General features: G+C 54.4%; 9 protein-coding genes, 1 tRNA gene and 3 rRNA genes. 1 reads left to right on the forward strand and 12 read right to left on the reverse strand.

The features are described from left to right. Positions 1-80: 80 nt before the first annotated feature. Positions 81-3,764 (reverse strand): methionine synthase, encoded by a 3,684-nt coding sequence (gene metH / locus A4308_RS01605; protein ID WP_045281842.1) that lies wholly within the window; start codon positions 3,762-3,764, stop codon positions 81-83. Positions 3,765-3,957: 193 nt separating this feature from the next. On the opposite strand from metH, the gene iclR reads away from it, so the two are divergent. Continuing rightward, complete coding sequence (iclR, locus tag A4308_RS01610) at positions 3,958-4,785, forward strand: glyoxylate bypass operon transcriptional repressor IclR (protein WP_014882087.1); 828 nt, start codon at positions 3,958-3,960, stop codon at positions 4,783-4,785. Here the strand turns inward: iclR and aceK are convergent. From aceK to rluD, 11 genes are all read right to left on the reverse strand, one after another. Then, positions 4,739-6,502: a bifunctional isocitrate dehydrogenase kinase/phosphatase gene (aceK, locus tag A4308_RS01615; RefSeq protein ID WP_014882086.1), complete on the reverse strand. Its 1,764-nt coding sequence runs from the start codon at positions 6,500-6,502 to the stop codon at positions 4,739-4,741. The genes iclR and aceK overlap by 47 nt on opposite strands. A 51-nt stretch (positions 6,503-6,553) precedes the next feature. Further along, a complete protein-coding gene (gene aceA / locus A4308_RS01620) occupies positions 6,554-7,858 on the reverse strand; it encodes an isocitrate lyase (protein ID WP_014882085.1) in 1,305 nt (434 codons plus the stop codon). 31 nt (positions 7,859-7,889) lie between these two features. After that, positions 7,890-9,491, reverse strand: a complete 1,602-nt coding sequence (gene aceB / locus A4308_RS01625; protein WP_045281844.1) for a malate synthase A — start codon at positions 9,489-9,491, stop codon at positions 7,890-7,892. 270 nt (positions 9,492-9,761) lie between these two features. Then, positions 9,762-10,691, reverse strand: coding sequence for a homoserine O-acetyltransferase MetA (metA, locus tag A4308_RS01630; protein ID WP_023331771.1), 930 nt, complete (start codon positions 10,689-10,691; stop codon positions 9,762-9,764). A gap of 175 nt (positions 10,692-10,866) precedes the next feature. Then, positions 10,867-10,982 (reverse strand): 5S ribosomal RNA (gene rrf, locus A4308_RS01635). Between the two features lie 64 nt (positions 10,983-11,046). After that, positions 11,047-13,950: ribosomal RNA gene (locus tag A4308_RS01640) — 23S ribosomal RNA — on the reverse strand. 192 nt (positions 13,951-14,142) lie between these two features. Next, positions 14,143-14,218, reverse strand: a tRNA-Glu gene (locus tag A4308_RS01645). Positions 14,219-14,303: 85 nt separating this feature from the next. Next, positions 14,304-15,843: ribosomal RNA gene (locus tag A4308_RS01650) — 16S ribosomal RNA — on the reverse strand. The 16S, 23S and 5S rRNA genes sit together here with 1 tRNA gene alongside, the layout of an rRNA operon. Before the next feature lie 430 nt (positions 15,844-16,273). Further along, positions 16,274-18,847 (reverse strand): ATP-dependent chaperone ClpB, encoded by a 2,574-nt coding sequence (gene clpB, locus A4308_RS01655; RefSeq protein WP_014884862.1) that lies wholly within the window; start codon positions 18,845-18,847, stop codon positions 16,274-16,276. 130 nt (positions 18,848-18,977) lie between these two features. Next, entirely contained in the window at positions 18,978-19,709 is a 732-nt protein-coding gene (gene yfiH, locus A4308_RS01660) for a purine nucleoside phosphorylase YfiH (RefSeq protein WP_045269715.1), read from the reverse strand. Further along, entirely contained in the window at positions 19,706-20,686 is a 981-nt protein-coding gene (gene rluD / locus A4308_RS01665) for a 23S rRNA pseudouridine(1911/1915/1917) synthase RluD (RefSeq protein WP_014884864.1), read from the reverse strand. Before rluD ends, yfiH begins: the two co-directional genes overlap by 4 nt. Positions 20,687-20,736: the final 50 nt, after the last annotated feature.

Genomic DNA, 20,736 nt, shown 5'->3' on the forward strand with positions numbered 1-20,736 from the left:
AGGTTCAGTATAAGGGTTTAAACGTAAGAAAGAGACAGGGCGCCCCATGAGCGCCCTGTTTGTTGTAAGGAAAAGTGATTTTAGTCGGCGTCGTAGCCGAGATTAGGCGCCAGCCAGCGCTCGACTTCTGACACGCTCATGCCTTTGCGCAGGGCGTAATCTTCGATCTGATCACGCTGTAGCTGCGCCACGGCAAAGTACTTGCTGTCCGGGTGGCTGAAATACCAGCCGGAAACAGAGGCACCTGGCCACATGGCAAACGACTCGGTGAGTTTCATCCCCGTATGGGCCTCAACATCGAGAAGTTTCCAGATGGTGCCTTTTTCGGTGTGCTCCGGGCAGGCCGGATAGCCCGGCGCCGGGCGAATGCCCTGGTAGTTTTCGCGGATCAGCTCCTCGTTGCTGAGGTTTTCATTGGCCGCGTAGCCCCAGTACACCTTACGTACGCGCTCATGCAGATACTCAGCGAAGGCTTCCGCCAGGCGGTCGGCAATCGCTTTGACCATGATTTTGTTGTAATCATCATGCTGCGCTTCGTATGCCTCCGCCAGCGCATCTTCTTCCAGGCCGCCGGTTACCGCAAAGGCGCCGATATAGTCGGCTTTGCCACTCAGTTTCGGTGCGACGAAATCCGCCAGACAGTAGTTGGCGAAGCCAACTTTCTCCGTTTGCTGACGCAGGTGATGGCTCACGGTCAGCACATGCGTGCGGGTTTCATCGCGGTAGATTTCCACATCGTCACCCACGCGGTTCGCCGGGAACAGCCCCACCACGCCGCGCGGATTGAGGGATTTCTCTGCACTCAGCGTGTCGAGCATGTCATTGGCATCTTTAAACAACCGCTTCGCCTCTTCACCAACCACCTCATCCTCGAGGATGCGCGGATATTTGCCCGCCAGCGACCAGGTCATGAAGAACGGCGTCCAGTCAATGTAGTTACGCAGCGTTTCGATGCTGGCGGTGACGTCCTGCACGCCCAGACGATGCGCAACCGGCGGGGTATAGCTCGACCAGTCAAACGCCAGATCGTTATCGCGCGCCGCCTGAAGTGAAACCGGCGGCGTGCGCGGTTTCTTACGACCGTGCTGGATGCGGACGGTTTCGTACTCTTTGCGGGTGCGCGCCACGAAGTCATCGCGCTGGGTGTCGGAGAGCAGCGCGGACACCACGCCTACGGTGCGCGAGGCGTTCTGCACATAGACCGTCGGGCCGCTGTAGTTCTGTTCGATTTTTACCGCCGTATGCGCTTTCGACGTGGTTGCCCCGCCAATCAATAACGGAATAGTGAAGCCCTGACGCTCCATCTCTTTCGCCACGTTGACCATCTCGTCCAGCGACGGCGTGATCAGCCCGGAAAGGCCAATCAGGTCGGCATTCACCTCACGCGCGGTTTTGAGGATTTTATCCGCCGGAACCATTACCCCGAGGTCGATAATTTCGTAGTTATTGCACTGCAGCACCACGCCGACGATATTCTTGCCGATGTCGTGCACGTCGCCCTTCACGGTGGCGATGACCATCTTGCCGTTGCTGGAGCCTTTCTCTTTGCTGGCCTCGATAAACGGCTCCAGATAGGCCACGGCCTGCTTCATCACGCGGGCAGATTTCACCACCTGCGGCAGGAACATTTTTCCCTCGCCGAACAGATCGCCGACCACGTTCATGCCGTCCATCAGCGGGCCTTCGATCACCTCAATCGGGCGGGCTGCCTGCTGGCGCGCTTCTTCGGTGTCCTGCTCAATAAACTCGGTGATGCCTTTCACCAGCGAATATTCCAGACGCTTTTTCACGTCCCAGGAACGCCACTCGGCCTGCTGAACGTTGGCCGATTCATCCGTTTTGCTGCCGCGGTATTTCTCCGCGAGGTCCAGCATGCGCTCGGTGGCGTCGTCGCGACGGTTAAGGATGACATCTTCTACCGCGTCGCGAAGCTCGGCAGGGAGGTCATCGTAAATCGCCAGCTGGCCGGCATTAACGATCCCCATGTCCATCCCGTTGCGGATGGCGTAGTAGAGGAACACGGCGTGGATCGCTTCACGCACCGGGTCGTTGCCGCGGAACGAGAACGACACGTTCGACACGCCGCCGGAGATTAACGCATGCGGCAATTCACGTTTAATGTCTTCACATGCGCCGATAAAGTCCTGGGCATAGTTGTTATGCTCTTCAATCCCGGTCGCGACGGCGAAAATGTTCGGGTCGAAGATGATGTCTTCCGGCGGGAAACCCACCTCTTCGGTCAAAATCTTGTACGCGCGGCGGCATATCTCAATTTTACGCTCGCGGGTATCCGCCTGGCCCACTTCGTCGAAGGCCATGACCACCACGGCGGCACCGTAGCGGCGGACCATCTTCGCGTGGTGGATAAAGATATCAACGCCCTCTTTCATCGAGATAGAGTTGACGATGCCTTTACCCTGAATGCACTTCAGCCCTTTTTCGATGACTTCCCATTTGGAAGAGTCGATCATGATCGGCACGCGGGCAATGTCCGGCTCGCCGGCAATCAGGTTGAGGAAACGCACCATCGCCGCTTCGGCGTCGAGCATCCCCTCGTCCATGTTGATATCAATAATCTGTGCGCCGCTTTCCACCTGCTGGCGGGCGACGTCCAGCGCTTCGCTGTACTTCTCTTCTTTGATCAGCCGTTTGAACTTCGCGGAACCGGTAACGTTAGTCCGCTCCCCCACGTTCACAAACAGGCTGTCGTCGCCAATGGTCAACGGCTCGAGACCAGAAAGACGACAGGCAACGGGAATCTCAGGCAGCTTACGCGGCGGAAGCCCGGCCACGGCGTTGCTCATGGCGGCAATGTGTTCCGGCGTGGTGCCGCAGCAGCCGCCAACAATGTTCAGGAAGCCAGATTCAGCCCACTCGCGGATTTGCGCCGCCATGGTGTCGGCATCCAGATCGTATTCACCAAAGGCATTGGGCAGACCGGCGTTCGGGTGCGCGGTGACATAACACTCTGCGATGCGCGATAACTCCTGCACGTACTGGCGCAGTTCATCTGGCCCCAGGGCACAGTTCAGGCCAAAGGAGAGCGCTTCCGCGTGGCGCAGGGAGTTATAAAACGCTTCGGTGGTCTGGCCGGACAGGGTACGGCCGGAGGCGTCGGTAATGGTGCCGGAAATCATGATCGGCAGGTCAACGCCCAGTGCCTCGAACTCCTCTTTCACCGCGTAAATCGCGGCTTTGGCGTTGAGGGTGTCGAAAACCGTTTCAATCAGGATCAGGTCGGAACCGCCTTCCACCAGCGCTTTGGTCGATTCACGGTAGGCAGCGACCAGCTGGTCAAAGGTGATATTACGAAATGCCGGGTCGTTGACGTCCGGTGAGATTGATGCGGTGCGGTTGGTTGGGCCAAGCACCCCGGCAACGTATCGCGGTTTGTCCGGCGTGCGGGCAGTCCATTCATCTGCGCAGGCACGAGCCAGTTTAGCCGCCTCAAAGTTGATCTCCGCCGACAGGGATTCCATCTGGTAATCCGCCATGGCGATGGTTGTCGAGTTAAAGGTGTTGGTTTCAACGATATCCGCCCCTGCCTCGAAGTAGGCATTGTGGATATCCTTAATGACGGACGGCTTGCTGAGCACCAGCAGGTCGTTGTTACCTTTCAGATCGCAAGGCCAGTCAGCGAAGCGTTCGCCGCGGAAATCGTCTTCACTCAGACGATAGCCCTGGATCATCGTGCCCATGCCGCCGTCCAGCACCAGAATTCGTTCATTTAACTGCGCACGCAGTTGCTCTACTTTGCTGCTCACACTTGCTCCCGACAACGCTCAACAAGGCCAAAAGGCTGCGTTCCATACTGGCACAATCTCGCAGGGTGGAAAAGTCACACAGCGGTAACATGAGACATGTTCACCATCACTCCTCCGATCAGTCAGGATAACGGTTGCAAAATCACCAAATAAAACGAAAATGATTTCCACGATACAGAAAAAGGAGATCGTCATGGTCGCGACCGTTCCCGCCAAACGCGGCAGAAAACCTGCTGCCACCCCCGCAGCACAACCGAGCGGACAGGTACAATCGCTCACGCGCGGTCTGAAGCTGCTGGAGTGGATAGCCGAGTCGCACAGCAGCGTGGCCCTGACGGAGCTGGCCCAGCAGGCTGGCCTGCCGAACTCCACCACGCACCGCCTGCTGACCACTATGCAGCAGCTGGGCTTTGTCCGCCAGGTCGGCGAGTTGGGACACTGGGCGGTGGGCGCACATGCCTTTATCGTTGGCAGCAGCTTCCTGCAAAGCCGCAATCTGCTGGCGATTGTGCATCCGATTCTGCGCAAGCTGATGGAAGATTCCGGCGAGACGGTAAACCTGGCGGTGCTTGATCAGAGCGATCATCAGGCAATCATTATCGATCAGGTGCAGTGCACGCAGCTGATGCGTATGTCCGCGCCGATTGGCGGTAAGCTGCCGATGCATGCGTCCGGGGCAGGAAAAGCGTTTCTGTCTCAGCTCAGCGAAGATCAGGTGACAGGGCTGCTGCATCGTAAAGGGCTGCACGCCTATACCCATGCCACGCTGGTTTCGCCGGTGCATCTGAAAGAGGATCTGGCGTTAACCCGCAAGCGTGGCTATTCATTTGATGATGAAGAACATGCTTTGGGTCTGCGCTGTATCGCGGCCTGTATCTTTGACGAGCACCGCGAGCCGTTTGCCGCCATCTCTATCTCCGGGCCGATTTCGCGCATGACCGACGACCGCGTTACCGAGTTAGGTGCGCTGGTGATTAAGGCGGCGAAAGAGGTGACGCTGGCGTATGGTGGGATTCGTTAAACCGGATGCAAAACCGCTGCTTGCGGCGGTAAGCGTACACATCTTCCACATGCCCGTTTTTGATCCGCGTTTGCAGCCCGCGCCAGTAGCTGGCACGAAAAAGGTCGGCGTGCATCTCTTCAAATAGCGGCCCGATGCGCGGGTCGGCGCACAGCCAGTGGCGAAACTCTTCGGGAAAGACATCGCCCGGCGAAACGCTGTACCACGGTTCACCAGACAGTTCATCTTCCGGGTAACGGGGCGGCGGGATATCGCGGAAATTCACTTCGGTCATGTAGCAAATTTCGTCATAATCATAAAACACCACTCGCCCGTGGCGCGTGACGCCGAAGTTTTTAAACAGCATATCGCCCGGAAAAATATTGGCCGCGGCAAGCTGGCGAATCGCGTTACCGTATTCTTCTATAGCATCGCGCAGCGCCTGACCCTCGGACTGCTCCAGCCAGATGTTCAGCGGCACCATGCGGCGCTCGATGTAAAGATGGCTAATCACGATTTTGTCGCCAAGATCGGTGATTTTCCCCGATGCTTCCTTGAGCAAAAGCGCCATCAGCGCCGGGTCGATCTGTTGCTTATCCAGCACAAAGTTTTCGAATTCCTGAGTATCCGCCATACGTCCGACACGGTCATGCTCTTTGACCAGCTGATAGCAGGCGCGGACGTGCGCGGCGGTCATCTCTTTCTGCGGCGCGAACCGGTCTTTAATGACCTTAAATACGCGGTCGAACCCCGGAAGCGTAAACACCAGCATCACCATGCCGCGAATGCCAGGCGCTTCGATAAACTGTTCATCTGCGGTGGTGACATAACGCAGGTATTCCCGATAGCTTTCCGTTTTAGCGTGCTTCTGACAGCCAATCGCCATATACAGCTCGGCGGTGGTTTTGCCCGGCAGGATCTCCCGCAGCCATTCCACCAGCGCGGCAGGCAACGGTGCGTACACCATGAAATAGGAGCGGGCGAAGCCAAATACAATGCTGGCCTCGGCGCTGGTGGTCAGGCAGGTATCGACAAACAGTTCCCCGTCATCTGTCCGATGGATGGGTAGCAGAAACGGTACGATGGCCGATGGCGTGACCAGTTTTCCTACCAGCCAGGCGGCTTTATTGCGGTAGAAAAGCTCGTTGGCAACCTGCAAGTGGCTGCGGCCGAGTAACGCCTCGCCGAAGGTTTCACGCAGGTGGGTGTGGATATAACCTATATCCCGGGTTTTATTCTCCCAGGGCAAACGCAGCGGCAAATCGGTTAGCACACGGTGCAAAAGCTTCTCCCACCCGCGTTCCGGGAAGAAATCTTTCGCCAGCGGACGTGGGATAGCACGAAATCGTCGTTCAGGCTGAGAGCTGAAGATAAATAACCGCTCAGGAGATAATGAGCGGTGGTCAAATAACCGGCAATAGACGGAGTTGAAAAAGCTCTCCGCAATCTCGAAGCGCGGGTAGTCAGGTAATAAATGGGTGTAGTGCTCTTTCACGCGCAGTAAAAAGTCCGCATCCGGGCTTTTACCATCGGTAATACAGCGCAACTGCTCCACCACCAGACCCACGTGGTGGTCATAAAGGTGAATACGCTGCTTCATGGCCTGCTGAACCGCATGCCAGTCCGCATGTTCAAAGCGCTGTTGCGCACCGGATGTCACTTCAAGAAAACGACCATACTGGGCATCGAAGCCCTGCAAAATAGTTTGAGCAATCAGTAATTCCAGGCCACGCGACATATATTCCCCCTCACCCCAACCCTCTCCCCGAGGGGGGAGAGGGGGAAACGATTAGAACTGTGCTTCTTCGGTTGATCCCGTTAAGGCGGTGACGGAGGAGGCACCGCCCTGAATGATAGTGGTCACGTTGTCGAAGTAGCCCGTTCCCACTTCCTGCTGGTGAGAAACGAAGGTATAACCCTCTTTTCCGGCGGCGAATTCTGGCTGCTGAACCTTCTCGACGTAGTGTTTCATGCCTTCACCCTGCGCATAAGCATGTGCAAGGTCGAACATGTTGAACCACATGCTGTGGATACCCGCCAGGGTAATGAACTGGTACTTGTAGCCCATATCAGAAAGCTGCTGCTGGAAGCTGGCGATGGTTTTATCATCCAGATTCTTCTGCCAGTTGAAGGACGGCGAGCAGTTATAGGCCAGCAGTTTGCCCGGATATTTCGCATGAATGGCATCGGCAAAACGTTTTGCCAGCGCCAGATCCGGCGTGGAGGTTTCACACCAGACCAGGTCGGCGTAAGGGGCATACGCCAGGCCACGGCTGATCGCCTGTTCGATGCCTGCATGGGTACGATAGAACCCTTCACTGGTGCGCTCACCGGTGATGAACTCGCTGTCGTACGGATCGCAGTCAGAGGTGATCAGGTCAGCCGCATCCGCATCGGTACGAGCAATGACCAGCGTCGGCACGCCGAGCACGTCTGCCGCCAGACGCGCGGCAACCAGTTTCTGAATCGCTTCCTGGGTCGGAACCAGCACCTTACCGCCCATGTGTCCGCACTTCTTCACCGATGCCAGCTGATCTTCGAAGTGAACGGCCGCTGCACCGGCCTCAATCATTGATTTCATCAGCTCGAACGCGTTCAGCACGCCGCCGAAACCCGCTTCCGCATCCGCGACGATCGGCAGGAAGTAGTCAATAAAGCGCGGATCGTTGGGTTCGATGCCTGCCGCCCACTGGATCTGATCCGCACGGCGGAAGGTGTTGTTGATTCGATCAACCACCGACGGCACGGAGTTCGCCGGGTAGAGGGACTGATCCGGATACATACTGGATGCCAGGTTGGCATCCGCCGCAACCTGCCAGCCGGAAAGATAGACAGCCTCAATACCGGCCTTCGCCTGCTGCAGTGCCTGACCGCCGGTCAACGCCCCGAGGCTATTGATATAACCCTTTTTGGAACCACCGTGCAGCAGCTTCCACATTTTCGCCGCGCCATTTTGCGCCAGCGTGCATTCCGGATTGACCGAGCCGCGTAATTTCACCACTTCTTCCGCGCTGTACGGACGACGAATGCCTTCCCAGCGCGGTTGTGTCCATTCTTTCTTCAGTTCTTCGATTTGTTGGGTACGGGTTTTCATGTGCAGATGCTCCATATTGTTATGTGGTGAGTTACGCCAGGAAGCGGTAGCCCGGCAGGGTCAGGAAGTCGATTAAGTCATCTGAGGTGGTGATTTGTTCCATCAGGCGTGCAGCATCATCAAAACGTCCGCTGCTGAAGCGGTGTTCGCCCAACTCGTCCTGGATCACCCGCATTTCTTCGGCCAGCATCTGGCGGAACAGGGCTTTGGTCACCGGCTTGCCGTTGCTGAGCGTTTTTTGATGATGGATCCATTGCCAGATAGAGGTGCGGGAGATTTCCGCCGTGGCGGCATCTTCCATCAGGCCGTAGATCGGCACGCAGCCGTTGCCAGAGATCCAGGCTTCGATGTACTGCACCGCAACGCGAATGTTGGCGCGCATGCCCTCTTCCGTACGTTCACCTGCACACGGTGCCAGCAGCTGTTCTTCAGCCGTTGGCGCATCCTCTTCGCGCGTAACAAAGAGCTGATTTTTATTGTCACCGAGTACGCGGTTAAAGACTTCCATTGCCGTGTCTGCGAGGCCCGGATGGGCGATCCACGTTCCGTCATGACCGTTACGCGCTTCAAGCTCTTTATCGGCCTTCACTTTGTTGAGCACCTGATTGTTACGCTCCGCGTCTTTGCTCGGAATAAATGCCGCCATGCCGCCCATCGCAAAGGCACCGCGCTTGTGGCAGGTTTTGATCAGCAGGCGCGAGTAGGCGCTCAGGAACGGCTTATCCATAGTGACGACCTGACGATCGGGCAGTACACGATCGGGATAATTTTTCAGGGTTTTGATATAGCTGAAGATATAGTCCCAACGCCCACAGTTCAGGCCGACGATGTGGTCACGCAGGGCATGCAGAATTTCGTTCATCTGGAAAACCGCAGGCAGCGTTTCAATCAACAGGGTGGCTTTGATGGTGCCACGTGGCAGGTTGAAACGATCTTCTGCATAACTGAACACCTCACTCCACCACGCCGCTTCCTGCCAGGCCTGCGTTTTTGGCAGATAGAAATAGGGGCCGCTGCCTTTTGCCAGCAGGTTTTTGTGGTTGTGGAAGAAATAGAGCGCGAAATCAAACAGGCTGCCGGGAATGGCTTCCCCACGCCAGGTGACGTGTTTTTCAGGCAGATGGAGACCGCGTACGCGACAGATCAGCACCGCCGGATTCGGTTTAAGTTGATAGATTTTCCCGGCTTCGTTGGTATAGCTGATGGTGCCGTTCACGGCGTCGCGCAGGTTGATTTGCCCCTCGATAACCTTACGCCAGTCCGGTGCCAACGAGTCTTCAAAATCAGCCATAAAGACTTTAACGTTCGCGTTCATGGCGTTGATCACCATTTTGCGTTCTACCGGACCGGTGATCTCAACGCGGCGATCCTGTAAATCTTCAGGAATACCACGAATTTTCCACTCACCACGGCGAATGGAAGCGGTTTCCGAAATAAACCCAGGCAACTTGCCATCGTCAATTTCCTGCTGCTGGTGAATGCGTGCTGCCAGCAGCTTATTGCGCTGCGGCGTAAAGCGGGTCACCAGTTCAGTCAGAAATTCGACCGCCTCTGCCGTCAATATTTGCTGTTCTTGCTCACCATGCGGCTGGGTAAAGGCCAGTTCGTCGACCGTCGTTGCCTGTTGAGTCATTACTCTGCTCCTCATCAAAGATCCAAAATCACGCCCCCGATGCGAACGAAAGATCGTTGTGTAGTTTTCGCTCAGCAGAATTAAGACTATCTCTATTCTTTCCAAAATCAAAAACAATTTCCATTTTATTTTATTTATAACGTTAACTCCTTGATCAGTATGAAATTAAAGTTTTTCTCAATGTTGAGTAGAATTTCGGAAATAAAAAAGGCACCCGAAGGTGCCTGATGCGAACAGCTGAAACGCTTTAGGATCGTTTAATGCAGAAGATTACTCTAGCGTCGGATTCATGTGTCGCAGATCGTATGGCGTGATTTGGTAGACGTAATAGTTGAGCCAGTTAGTAAAAAGCAAATTCCCGTGGCTGCGCCAGGTTGCTCTCGGTTTGTTTTGTGGATCGTTTTTCGGGAAATAGTTGTACGGCACATCCGGATTAAGACCCGCTTCGACATCACGGAAATACTCTGACGCAAGGGTATGCGGATCGTATTCAGGATGCCCGGTTACAAAGGCAATGCGCTTATCTTTGCTGGCAAACAGGTATGCATCCCCCTCTTCCGTTTCGGCCAGGATCTCCAGATCGGTGTAATCACGGATCAGCTGCGCCGGGAAATCGGCATAGCGCGAATGCGGCGCCAGAAACGAATCATCAAACCCGCGCGTCAGCAGAGCATGTGGATGAAGAATGTGGTGTTCGTATACGCCGGAGAGCTTTTCAGTGCGGGTTTGTTTAGGGATACCATAAAGAATATTCAGTGCCGCCTGTACCGCCCAACAAACAAACAAGGTGGACGTGACGTGATCTTTTGCCCACTCCAGTACCTGTTTGATCTGCGGCCAGTAGGCAACATCGTTAAATTCAACCAGACCGAGCGGTGCGCCGGTCACAATCAGGCCGTCGAAGTTTTCCCCCTGAATGTCATCGAAGTTACAGTAAAAGTTGTTCAGGTGCTCAGAAGGCGTGTTGCGTGACTCGCGCGCATCGATCCGCAGCAGCTGAATATCGACCTGCAGCGGAGAGTTTGAAAGCAGACGCAGGAACTGATTCTCTGTTTCAATCTTTTTCGGCATCAGGTTGAGAATAAGAACCTTCAGCGGGCGAATTTCCTGAACTGTTGCGCGTGAAGCCGTCATCACAAAGACGTTCTCTTCACGTAAGAAATTGACGGCTGGTAGCTCGTCCTGCACCCGAATCGGCATATCGTTGAATCCTCAAAGCATACGTATAAACGTTTAGACATCCAGACAGCTAACAATACCGAGATCCGGCCTGAATGTCGAGTCTGCAAGAGGAAGGTGAGAAAGTTTCAAGGAGAGGAATAACGCCCAAAGCAAAAAACCCCGCACCTTACGGTACGGGGTTCTTCTATTTGATGCCTGGCAGTTCCCTACTCTCACATGGGGAGACCCCACACTACCATCGGCGCTACGGCGTTTCACTTCTGAGTTCGGCATGGGGTCAGGTGGGACCACCGCGCTAAAGCCGCCAGGCAAATTCTGTAATCTGTATCAGGCTGAAAATCGTCTCTCACCGCCAAAACAGCTTCGGCGTTGTAAGGTTAAGCCTCACGGTTCATTAGTATCGGTTAGCTCAACGCATCGCTGCGCTTACACACCCGACCTATCAACGTCGTAGTCTTCAACGTTCCTTCAGGAGACTTATAGTCTCAGGGAGAACTCATCTCGGGGCAAGTTTCGTGCTTAGATGCTTTCAGCACTTATCTCTTCCGCATTTAGCTACCGGGCAGTGCCATTGGCATGACAACCCGAACACCAGTGATGCGTCCACTCCGGTCCTCTCGTACTAGGAGCAGCCCCCCTCAATTCTCCAGCGCCCACGGCAGATAGGGACCGAACTGTCTCACGACGTTCTAAACCCAGCTCGCGTACCACTTTAAATGGCGAACAGCCATACCCTTGGGACCTACTTCAGCCCCAGGATGTGATGAGCCGACATCGAGGTGCCAAACACCGCCGTCGATATGAACTCTTGGGCGGTATCAGCCTGTTATCCCCGGAGTACCTTTTATCCGTTGAGCGATGGCCCTTCCATTCAGAACCACCGGATCACTATGACCTGCTTTCGCACCTGCTCGAGCCGTCACTCTCGCAGTCAAGCTAGCTTATGCCATTGCACTAACCTCCTGATGTCCGACCAGGATTAGCTAACCTTCGTGCTCCTCCGTTACTCTTTGGGAGGAGACCGCCCCAGTCAAACTACCCACCAGACACTGTCCGCAACCCGGATCACGGGTCTACGTTAGAACACCAGCCATTAAAGGGTGGTATTTCAAGGTCGGCTCCACGCAGACTGGCGTCCACGCTTCAAAGCCTCCCACCTATCCTACACATCAAGGACCAGTGTTCAGTGTCAAGCTATAGTAAAGGTTCACGGGGTCTTTCCGTCTTGCCGCGGGTACACTGCATCTTCACAGCGAGTTCAATTTCACTGAGTCTCGGGTGGAGACAGCCTGGCCATCATTACGCCATTCGTGCAGGTCGGAACTTACCCGACAAGGAATTTCGCTACCTTAGGACCGTTATAGTTACGGCCGCCGTTTACCGGGGCTTCGATCAAGAGCTTCGCGTTACCGCTAACCCCATCAATTAACCTTCCGGCACCGGGCAGGCGTCACACCGTATACGTCCACTTTCGTGTTTGCACAGTGCTGTGTTTTTAATAAACAGTTGCAGCCAGCTGGTATCTTCGACTGATTTCAGCTCCACCCGCAGGGGCTTCACCTACATATCAGCGTGCCTTCTCCCGAAGTTACGGCACCATTTTGCCTAGTTCCTTCACCCGAGTTCTCTCAAGCGCCTTGGTATTCTCTACCTGACCACCTGTGTCGGTTTGGGGTACGATTTCGTGTTACCTGATGCTTAGAGGCTTTTCCTGGAAGCAGGGCATTTGTTACTTCAGCACCGTAGTGCCTCGTCATCACACCTCAGCGTTAAAAGGTACCGGATTTACCTGGAACCTCCGCCTACATGCTTAAACCGGGACAACCGTCGCCCGGCTAACATAGCCTTCTCCGTCCCCCTTCGCAGTAACACCAAGTACAGGAATATTAACCTGTTTCCCATCGACTACGCCTTTCGGCCTCGCCTTAGGGGTCGACTCACCCTGCCCCGATTAACGTTGGACAGGAACCCTTGGTCTTCCGGCGAGCGGGCTTTTCACCCGCTTTATCGTTACTTATGTCAGCATTCGCACTTCTGATACCTCCAGCAACCCTCACAGGCCACCTTCAACGGCTTACAGAACGCTCCCCTACCCAACAACGCATAAGCGTCGCTGCCGCAGCTTCGGTGCATGGTTTAGCCCCGTTACATCTTCCGCGCAGGCCGACTCGACCAGTGAGCTATTACGCTTTCTTTAAATGATGGCTGCTTCTAAGCCAACATCCTGGCTGTCTGTGCCTTCCCACATCGTTTCCCACTTAACCATGACTTTGGGACCTTAGCTGGCGGTCTGGGTTGTTTCCCTCTTCACGACGGACGTTAGCACCCGCCGTGTGTCTCCCGTGATAACATTCTTCGGTATTCGTAGTTTGCATCGGGTTGGTAAGCCGGGATGGCCCCCTAGCCGAAACAGTGCTCTACCCCCGAAGATGAATTCACGAGGCGCTACCTAAATAGCTTTCGGGGAGAACCAGCTATCTCCCGGTTTGATTGGCCTTTCACCCCCAGCCACAGGTCATCCGCTAATTTTTCAACATTAGTCGGTTCGGTCCTCCAGTTAGTGTTACCCAACCTTCAACCTGCCCATGGCTAGATCACCGGGTTTCGGGTCTATACCCTGCAACTTAACGCCCAGTTAAGACTCGGTTTCCCTTCGGCTCCCCTATACGGTTAACCTTGCTACAGAATATAAGTCGCTGACCCATTATACAAAAGGTACGCAGTCACCTAACAAGTAGGCTCCCACTGCTTGTACGTACACGGTTTCAGGTTCTTTTTCACTCCCCTCGCCGGGGTTCTTTTCGCCTTTCCCTCACGGTACTGGTTCACTATCGGTCAGTCAGGAGTATTTAGCCTTGGAGGATGGTCCCCCCATATTCAGACAGGATACCACGTGTCCCGCCCTACTCTTCGAGTTCACAACCTGTGCATTTTCGTGTACGGGACTATCACCCTGTACCGTCGGACTTTCCAGACCGTTCCACTAACACACAAGCTGATTCAGACTCCGGGCTGCTCCCCGTTCGCTCGCCGCTACTGGGGGAATCTCGGTTGATTTCTTTTCCTCGGGGTACTTAGATGTTTCAGTTCCCCCGGTTCGCCTCGTTAACCTATGTATTCAGTTAACGATAGTGTGACGAATCACACTGGGTTTCCCCATTCGGACATCGCCGGGTCAAAGGTTCATATCACCTCGCCGGCGCTTTTCGCAGATTAGCACGTCCTTCATCGCCTCTGACTGCCAGGGCATCCACCGTGTACGCTTAGTCGCTTAACCTCACAACCCGAAGATGTTTCTTTCGATTCATCATCGGTTTGCGAAAATTTGAGAGACTCGAACACACATAACATGTGTGTCGTTTCAATTTTCAGCTTGATCCAGATTTTTAAAGAGCAAATATCTCAAACATGACTCGCAAGTCAGTTTTGAGATATGACGGCAGGTGACTTTCACTCACGAACCAGCAAGTGGCGTCCCCTAGGGGATTCGAACCCCTGTTACCGCCGTGAAAGGGCGGTGTCCTGGGCCTCTAGACGAAGGGGACACTGAAGTCTCAATCGCAAGACGCCTTGCTATTTACTTTTCATCAGACAATCTGTGTGAGCACTACAAAGGCAGGTTCTTTAAGGTAAGGAGGTGATCCAACCGCAGGTTCCCCTACGGTTACCTTGTTACGACTTCACCCCAGTCATGAATCACAAAGTGGTAAGCGCCCTCCCGAAGGTTAAGCTACCTACTTCTTTTGCAACCCACTCCCATGGTGTGACGGGCGGTGTGTACAAGGCCCGGGAACGTATTCACCGTAGCATTCTGATCTACGATTACTAGCGATTCCGACTTCATGGAGTCGAGTTGCAGACTCCAATCCGGACTACGACGCACTTTATGAGGTCCGCTTGCTCTCGCGAGGTCGCTTCTCTTTGTATGCGCCATTGTAGCACGTGTGTAGCCCTACTCGTAAGGGCCATGATGACTTGACGTCATCCCCACCTTCCTCCAGTTTATCACTGGCAGTCTCCTTTGAGTTCCCGGCCTAACCGCTGGCAACAAAGGATAAGGGTTGCGCTCGTTGCGGGACTTAACCCAACATTTCACAACACGAGCTGACGACAGCCATGCAGCACCTGTCTCAGAGTTCCCGAAGGCACCAATCCATCTCTGGAAAGTTCTCTGGATGTCAAGAGTAGGTAAGGTTCTTCGCGTTGCATCGAATTAAACCACATGCTCCACCGCTTGTGCGGGCCCCCGTCAATTCATTTGAGTTTTAACCTTGCGGCCGTACTCCCCAGGCGGTCGACTTAACGCGTTAGCTCCGGAAGCCACGCCTCAAGGGCACAACCTCCAAGTCGACATCGTTTACGGCGTGGACTACCAGGGTATCTAATCCTGTTTGCTCCCCACGCTTTCGCACCTGAGCGTCAGTCTTTGTCCAGGGGGCCGCCTTCGCCACCGGTATTCCTCCAGATCTCTACGCATTTCACCGCTACACCTGGAATTCTACCCCCCTCTACAAGACTCTAGCCTGCCAGTTTCGAATGCAGTTCCCAGGTTGAGCCCGGGGATTTCACATCCGACTTGACAGACCGCCTGCGTGCGCTTTACGCCCAGTAATTCCGATTAACGCTTGCACCCTCCGTATTACCGCGGCTGCTGGCACGGAGTTAGCCGGTGCTTCTTCTGCGGGTAACGTCAATTGCTGCGGTTATTAACCACAACACCTTCCTCCCCGCTGAAAGTACTTTACAACCCGAAGGCCTTCTTCATACACGCGGCATGGCTGCATCAGGCTTGCGCCCATTGTGCAATATTCCCCACTGCTGCCTCCCGTAGGAGTCTGGACCGTGTCTCAGTTCCAGTGTGGCTGGTCATCCTCTCAGACCAGCTAGGGATCGTCGCCTAGGTGAGCCATTACCCCACCTACTAGCTAATCCCATCTGGGCACATCTGATGGCAAGAGGCCCGAAGGTCCCCCTCTTTGGTCTTGCGACGTTATGCGGTATTAGCTACCGTTTCCAGTAGTTATCCCCCTCCATCAGGCAGTTTCCCAGACATTACTCACCCGTCCGCCACTCGTCACCCGAGAGCAAGCTCTCTGTGCTACCGTTCGACTTGCATGTGTTAGGCCTGCCGCCAGCGTTCAATCTGAGCCATGATCAAACTCTTCAATTTAAGTTTGATGCTCGTGAATTAAACTTCGTAATGAATTACGTATGTTCACTCAGAGACTTGGTATTCATTTTTCGTCCGAGGACGTTAAGAATCCATGTCACTTTGAGTGCCCACACAGATTGTCTGATAAATTGTTAAAGAGCAGTTGCAACGCGGCTTTCGCTCACCGTTGCGAGGTGGCGTATATTACGCTTTCCTCTTTCAGAGTCAAGCGTTTATTTTGCTTTTCTCTGCTGACCCGGCGGCTTGTGTGCCGTTGTTCCGTGTCAGTGGAGGCGCATTATAGGGAGTAATTCCGAACCTGCAAGGATAAAGTGAAAATTATTTACTGACTGCTCACTTTCCAGGCAAAACACTTCCCAGACCTCAATTCTCGCCTGGTTTTTAAACAAAAACGAGCCGCAAGCGGCTCGTTTTTGCGTTTTGTGACTTACTGCACTGCCACAATGCGATCGTCGTTGGCTTCCAGACGGATAACTTTGCCCGGAATCAGCTCCCCGGACAGGATCTGCTGCGCCAGCGGGTTTTCGATCTGCTGCTGGATAGCACGTTTCAACGGACGCGCACCATACACCGGATCATAACCGTTCTCGCTCAACAATTTCAGCGCATCGTCAGAGATGTGAATTTCATATCCACGCTCTTCCAGACGTTTGTACAGACGCTGCAGCTGGATCTGCGCAATCGACGCAATGTGTTTCTCACCCAGAGGATGGAACACCACCACTTCATCAATACGGTTGATGAACTCTGGACGGAAGCTATGGCTGACAACCCCCATCACCAGATCCTTCATATGGCCGTAGTCCAGCTCACCGAAACGTTCCTGAATCAAATCAGAACCCAGGTTCGATGTCATAATGACGACCGTATTACGGAAGTCGACCGTTCTCCCCTGCCCGTCAGTCAGACGGCCATCATCCAGCACCTGAAGCAGAATGTTGAACACATCCGGGTGCGCTTTTTCCACCTCATCCAGCAGAATGACGGAATAAGGACGGCGACGCACCGCTTCTGTCAGATAGCCACCTTCTTCATAACCGACATATCCTGGAGGTGCCCCGACCAGACGCGAGACGGAGTGTTTTTCCATAAACTCGGACATGTCGATGCGCACCATCGCATCGTCGCTATCGAACATAAAGTTAGCCAGCGCTTTGCACAGCTCGGTCTTACCGACACCGGTCGGCCCCAGGAACAGGAACGAACCAATCGGGCGATTAGGATCGGACAGCCCCGCACGGCTACGGCGGATGGCATTGGAGACGGCTTCAACCGCCTCGTCCTGACCGATCACGCGCTGATGCAGATCCTGCTCCATACGCAGCAGTTTATCGCGTTCGCTTTCCATCATGCGCGCCACCGGAATACCGGTCCAGCGAGCCAGCACTTCTGCAATTTCTGCATCCGTCACTTTATTACGTAACAGACGCATGGTTTTGCCTTCCGACTGCGTGGCGATCTCAAGCTGTTTTTCCAGCTCCGGGATTTTGCCGTACTGCAACTCGGACATTCGCGCCAGATCGCCCACACGGCGAGCCTGTTCGATGGCGATTTTCGCCTGCTCAAGTTCCGCTTTAATGGTCTGCGTGCCAGACAGTGAAGCTTTCTCGGCTTTCCACTCTTCTTCCAGCTCAGAATACTGACGCTCTTTGTCGTCCAGTTCTTCGTTGAGCATATCGAGGCGTTTCTTACTGGCTTCATCAGACTCTTTCTTCAGCGCCTGCTGTTCCAGCTTGAGCTGAATGATACGACGGTCGAGCCTGTCCAGTTCTTCCGGTTTCGAGTCAATCTGCATACGAATGCTCGACGCCGCTTCATCAATCAGGTCGATCGCTTTATCCGGCAACTGACGGTCAGCAATATAACGGTGCGAAAGCGTCGCAGCCGCCACAATCGCCGGGTCGGTGATTTGCACATGGTGATGCAGCTCATAACGTTCTTTCAGACCACGCAAAATCGCGATGGTATCTTCAACGCTTGGCTCGGCAACAAACACTTTCTGGAAACGACGTTCCAGAGCAGCATCTTTCTCAATGTACTGGCGGTACTCATCCAGCGTCGTGGCGCCAACGCAATGCAGTTCACCACGTGCCAGGGCTGGTTTCAGCATGTTCCCGGCATCCATCGCGCCGTCGGCCTTACCGGCCCCCACCATGGTGTGCAGTTCGTCAATAAACAGAATGACGTTGCCTTCCTGTTTAGCCAGGTCGTTAAGCACACCTTTCAGACGCTCTTCAAACTCACCGCGGTATTTCGCCCCGGCCACCAGCGCCCCCATATCCAGTGCCAGCACGCGGCGACCTTTCAGCCCTTCCGGCACTTCACCGTTTACGATACGCTGCGCCAGCCCTTCAACAATGGCGGTTTTACCCACACCGGGCTCACCAATCAGAACCGGGTTGTTCTTGGTACGACGCTGCAATACCTGAATCGTACGGCGGATCTCTTCGTCACGGCCGATGACCGGGTCAAGTTTGCCCTGCTCAGCACGTTCGGTCAGATCGACCGTAAATTTCTTCAAAGCCTGACGTTGGTCTTCGGCTCCCTGATCGTTCACGCTTTCACCTCCGCGCATTTTCTCAATCGCCTGAGTCACATTGGCGGTGGTTGCACCGGCAGATTTCAGCAGGTCGGTTAAGGTACCGCGTGATTCAAGCGCCGCCAGAACAAACAGCTCTGACGAAATAAAGTTGTCCCCACGTTTTTGCGCCAGCTTGTCGCAAAGGTTCAGCACGCGCACCAGATCCTGAGACGGCTGAACATCACCGCCGGTACCTTCTACCTGCGGTAAACGGCTCAGTGCCTGATCGATAGCGGTGCGTAACTGGCCAGCATTAATGCCAGCAGACGTTAATAAAGGACGTACCGATCCCCCTTCCTGATTCAGCAAGGCGCTCATTAAATGAAGAGGTTCGATGAATTGGTTGTCGTGCCCCAGCGCGAGCGACTGGGCATCGGCAAGAGCAAGCTGGAATTTATTAGTAAGACGATCCAGACGCATAACTCCTCCCATAAACAGGTCAAATTTGCTACTGGAGATTAAATGAGGTCATCCCTCAATTATTCAAGGTTAATGATCTGAATTATGTGAAAAGAAAACGGCACGTTCCGGATCGTCTTGATTCTTTAGGTTATATCAGCCAAATAAAACTTGCCATACGACCCGTAGTCTTGTCGCGGCGATAAGAGAAAAAATCACCCTTTTCGGTGAAAGTACAGCGATCTCCGCCGAAGATCTGCGTGACACCGACGCTATTCAGGCGCTGACGGGCAAGCTGGTAAATATCTGCCAGATATTTTTCACCGGAAGGCTGAAAAGCCTCAGCGGCTTGCGGATCTTTTTCCATGAATGCTTCGCGAACTTCCGGCCCCACTTCAAAAGCACGAGGGCCAATCGCCGGACCCAGCCAGGCCATGATATTGGCAGAATCATCGTTAAAGCAGGCGACGGTCTCTTCCAGCACGCCCTCACACAATCCACGCCAGCCTGCATGCGCGGCAGCCACTTCAGTACCTGCCCGGTTACAGAACAAAACCGGCAGACAATCGGCGGTCATAACGGCACAAACCGTGCCCGGAGTATTGCTGTAAGAGGCGTCTGCGCGTTTAGAAGCGTAAGGTTCTCCCGTCAGCTTCAGCACCGCTTTACCATGAACCTGTTCCAGCCAGACCGGTTTCGAGGGCAGATTCCCCGCAGCAAACAGACGCCTGCGGTTCTCTTCTACGTGCTCCAGGTTATCGCCACAGTGTGCGCCGAGATTCAACGACTCCCACGCGCCCTGGCTGACTCCGCCAGTCCGGGTTGAGCTGCAGGCGGCCACGCCTTCAGGTAGTGGCCACTCCGGGACAATCAGTTTGGTCATAACCAGTCCACGTGGTCCTTATGTTCTTCGAAATCAGCACGCATGGCGTCAATCAGTTCCACCATATCCTGTGGGAGAGGCGCATGCCACTCCATCTGAATACCGGTGATGGGGTGATAGAGACGCAGCATGGTCGCGTGCAGCGCCTGACGATCGAACTTGCGCAGTACGCTGATGAACTCATCCGATGCGCCTTTTGGCGGACGCGGACGACCGCCGTATACCTGATCCCCCACCAGCGGATGGGTAATGTGGGCCATATGAACACGGATCTGGTGCGTACGACCGGTTTCCAGGCGCAGGCGCAGGCGCGTATGAATACGGAAGTGCTCCATAATGCGATAGTGCGTCACCGCTGGTTTCCCCATCGGGTGCACCGACATATGAGTGCGTTTAGTTGGGTGACGGCTAATCGGTTCTTCTACCGTACCGCCAGCGGTCATGTGGCCAATGGCTACCGCTTCGTATTCACGGGTAATTTCACGCAGCTGCAGTGATTCCACCAGACGGGTCTGAGCAGGAACGGTCTTTGCCACGACCATCAGACCTGTGGTGTCTTTATCCAGACGGTGAACGATACCCGCGCGCGGGACATCAGCAATCGGTGGATAGTAATGGAGAAGCGCATTAAGTACCGTACCGTCAGGGTTCCCCGCCCCCGGATGAACAACCAGGTCGCGCGGCTTGTTGATCACCAGAATGTCATCATCTTCATAGACGATGTCCAGTGGGATATCCTGCGGCTCGAAGCGGATTTCCTCTTCGATTTCAGCATTGATGGCAACAGCTTCCCCACCAAACACTTTCTCTTTTGGTTTGTCCCAGATCTTGCCGTTTACCAGCACGCGCTGGTCAAGGATCCATTCTTTTATGCGTGAACGCGAATAATCAGGGAACAATTCGGCCAAAGCCTGATCTAAGCGTTGACCGAGCTGATTTTCGGAGACTGTTGCGGTGAGTTCTACTCGTTGTGCCATAAACTGCTTCTTTGTTTAACGTTGGGTTTTACGGCTTTGCCGTTTAATAT

It is taken from the genome of Enterobacter sp. ODB01, from assembly GCF_001623605.1.
In the GTDB taxonomy this organism is placed as follows: domain Bacteria; phylum Pseudomonadota; class Gammaproteobacteria; order Enterobacterales; family Enterobacteriaceae; genus Enterobacter; species Enterobacter kobei.

Bases quoted from the DNA above. Each gene is read 5' to 3' on its own strand.
- aceB (WP_045281844.1), bottom strand. From the start codon at position 9,491: ATGACTCAACAGGCAACGACGGTCGACGAACTGGCCTTTACCCAGCCG.
- aceK (WP_014882086.1), bottom strand. From the start codon at position 6,502: ATGTCGCGTGGCCTGGAATTACTGATTGCTCAAACTATTTTGCAGGGC.
- iclR (WP_014882087.1), top strand. From the start codon at position 3,958: ATGGTCGCGACCGTTCCCGCCAAACGCGGCAGAAAACCTGCTGCCACC.
- metA (WP_023331771.1), bottom strand. From the start codon at position 10,691: ATGCCGATTCGGGTGCAGGACGAGCTACCAGCCGTCAATTTCTTACGT.
- aceA (WP_014882085.1), bottom strand. From the start codon at position 7,858: ATGAAAACCCGTACCCAACAAATCGAAGAACTGAAGAAAGAATGGACA.
- yfiH (WP_045269715.1), bottom strand. From the start codon at position 19,709: ATGACCAAACTGATTGTCCCGGAGTGGCCACTACCTGAAGGCGTGGCC.
- clpB (WP_014884862.1), bottom strand. From the start codon at position 18,847: ATGCGTCTGGATCGTCTTACTAATAAATTCCAGCTTGCTCTTGCCGAT.
- rluD (WP_014884864.1), bottom strand. From the start codon at position 20,686: ATGGCACAACGAGTAGAACTCACCGCAACAGTCTCCGAAAATCAGCTC.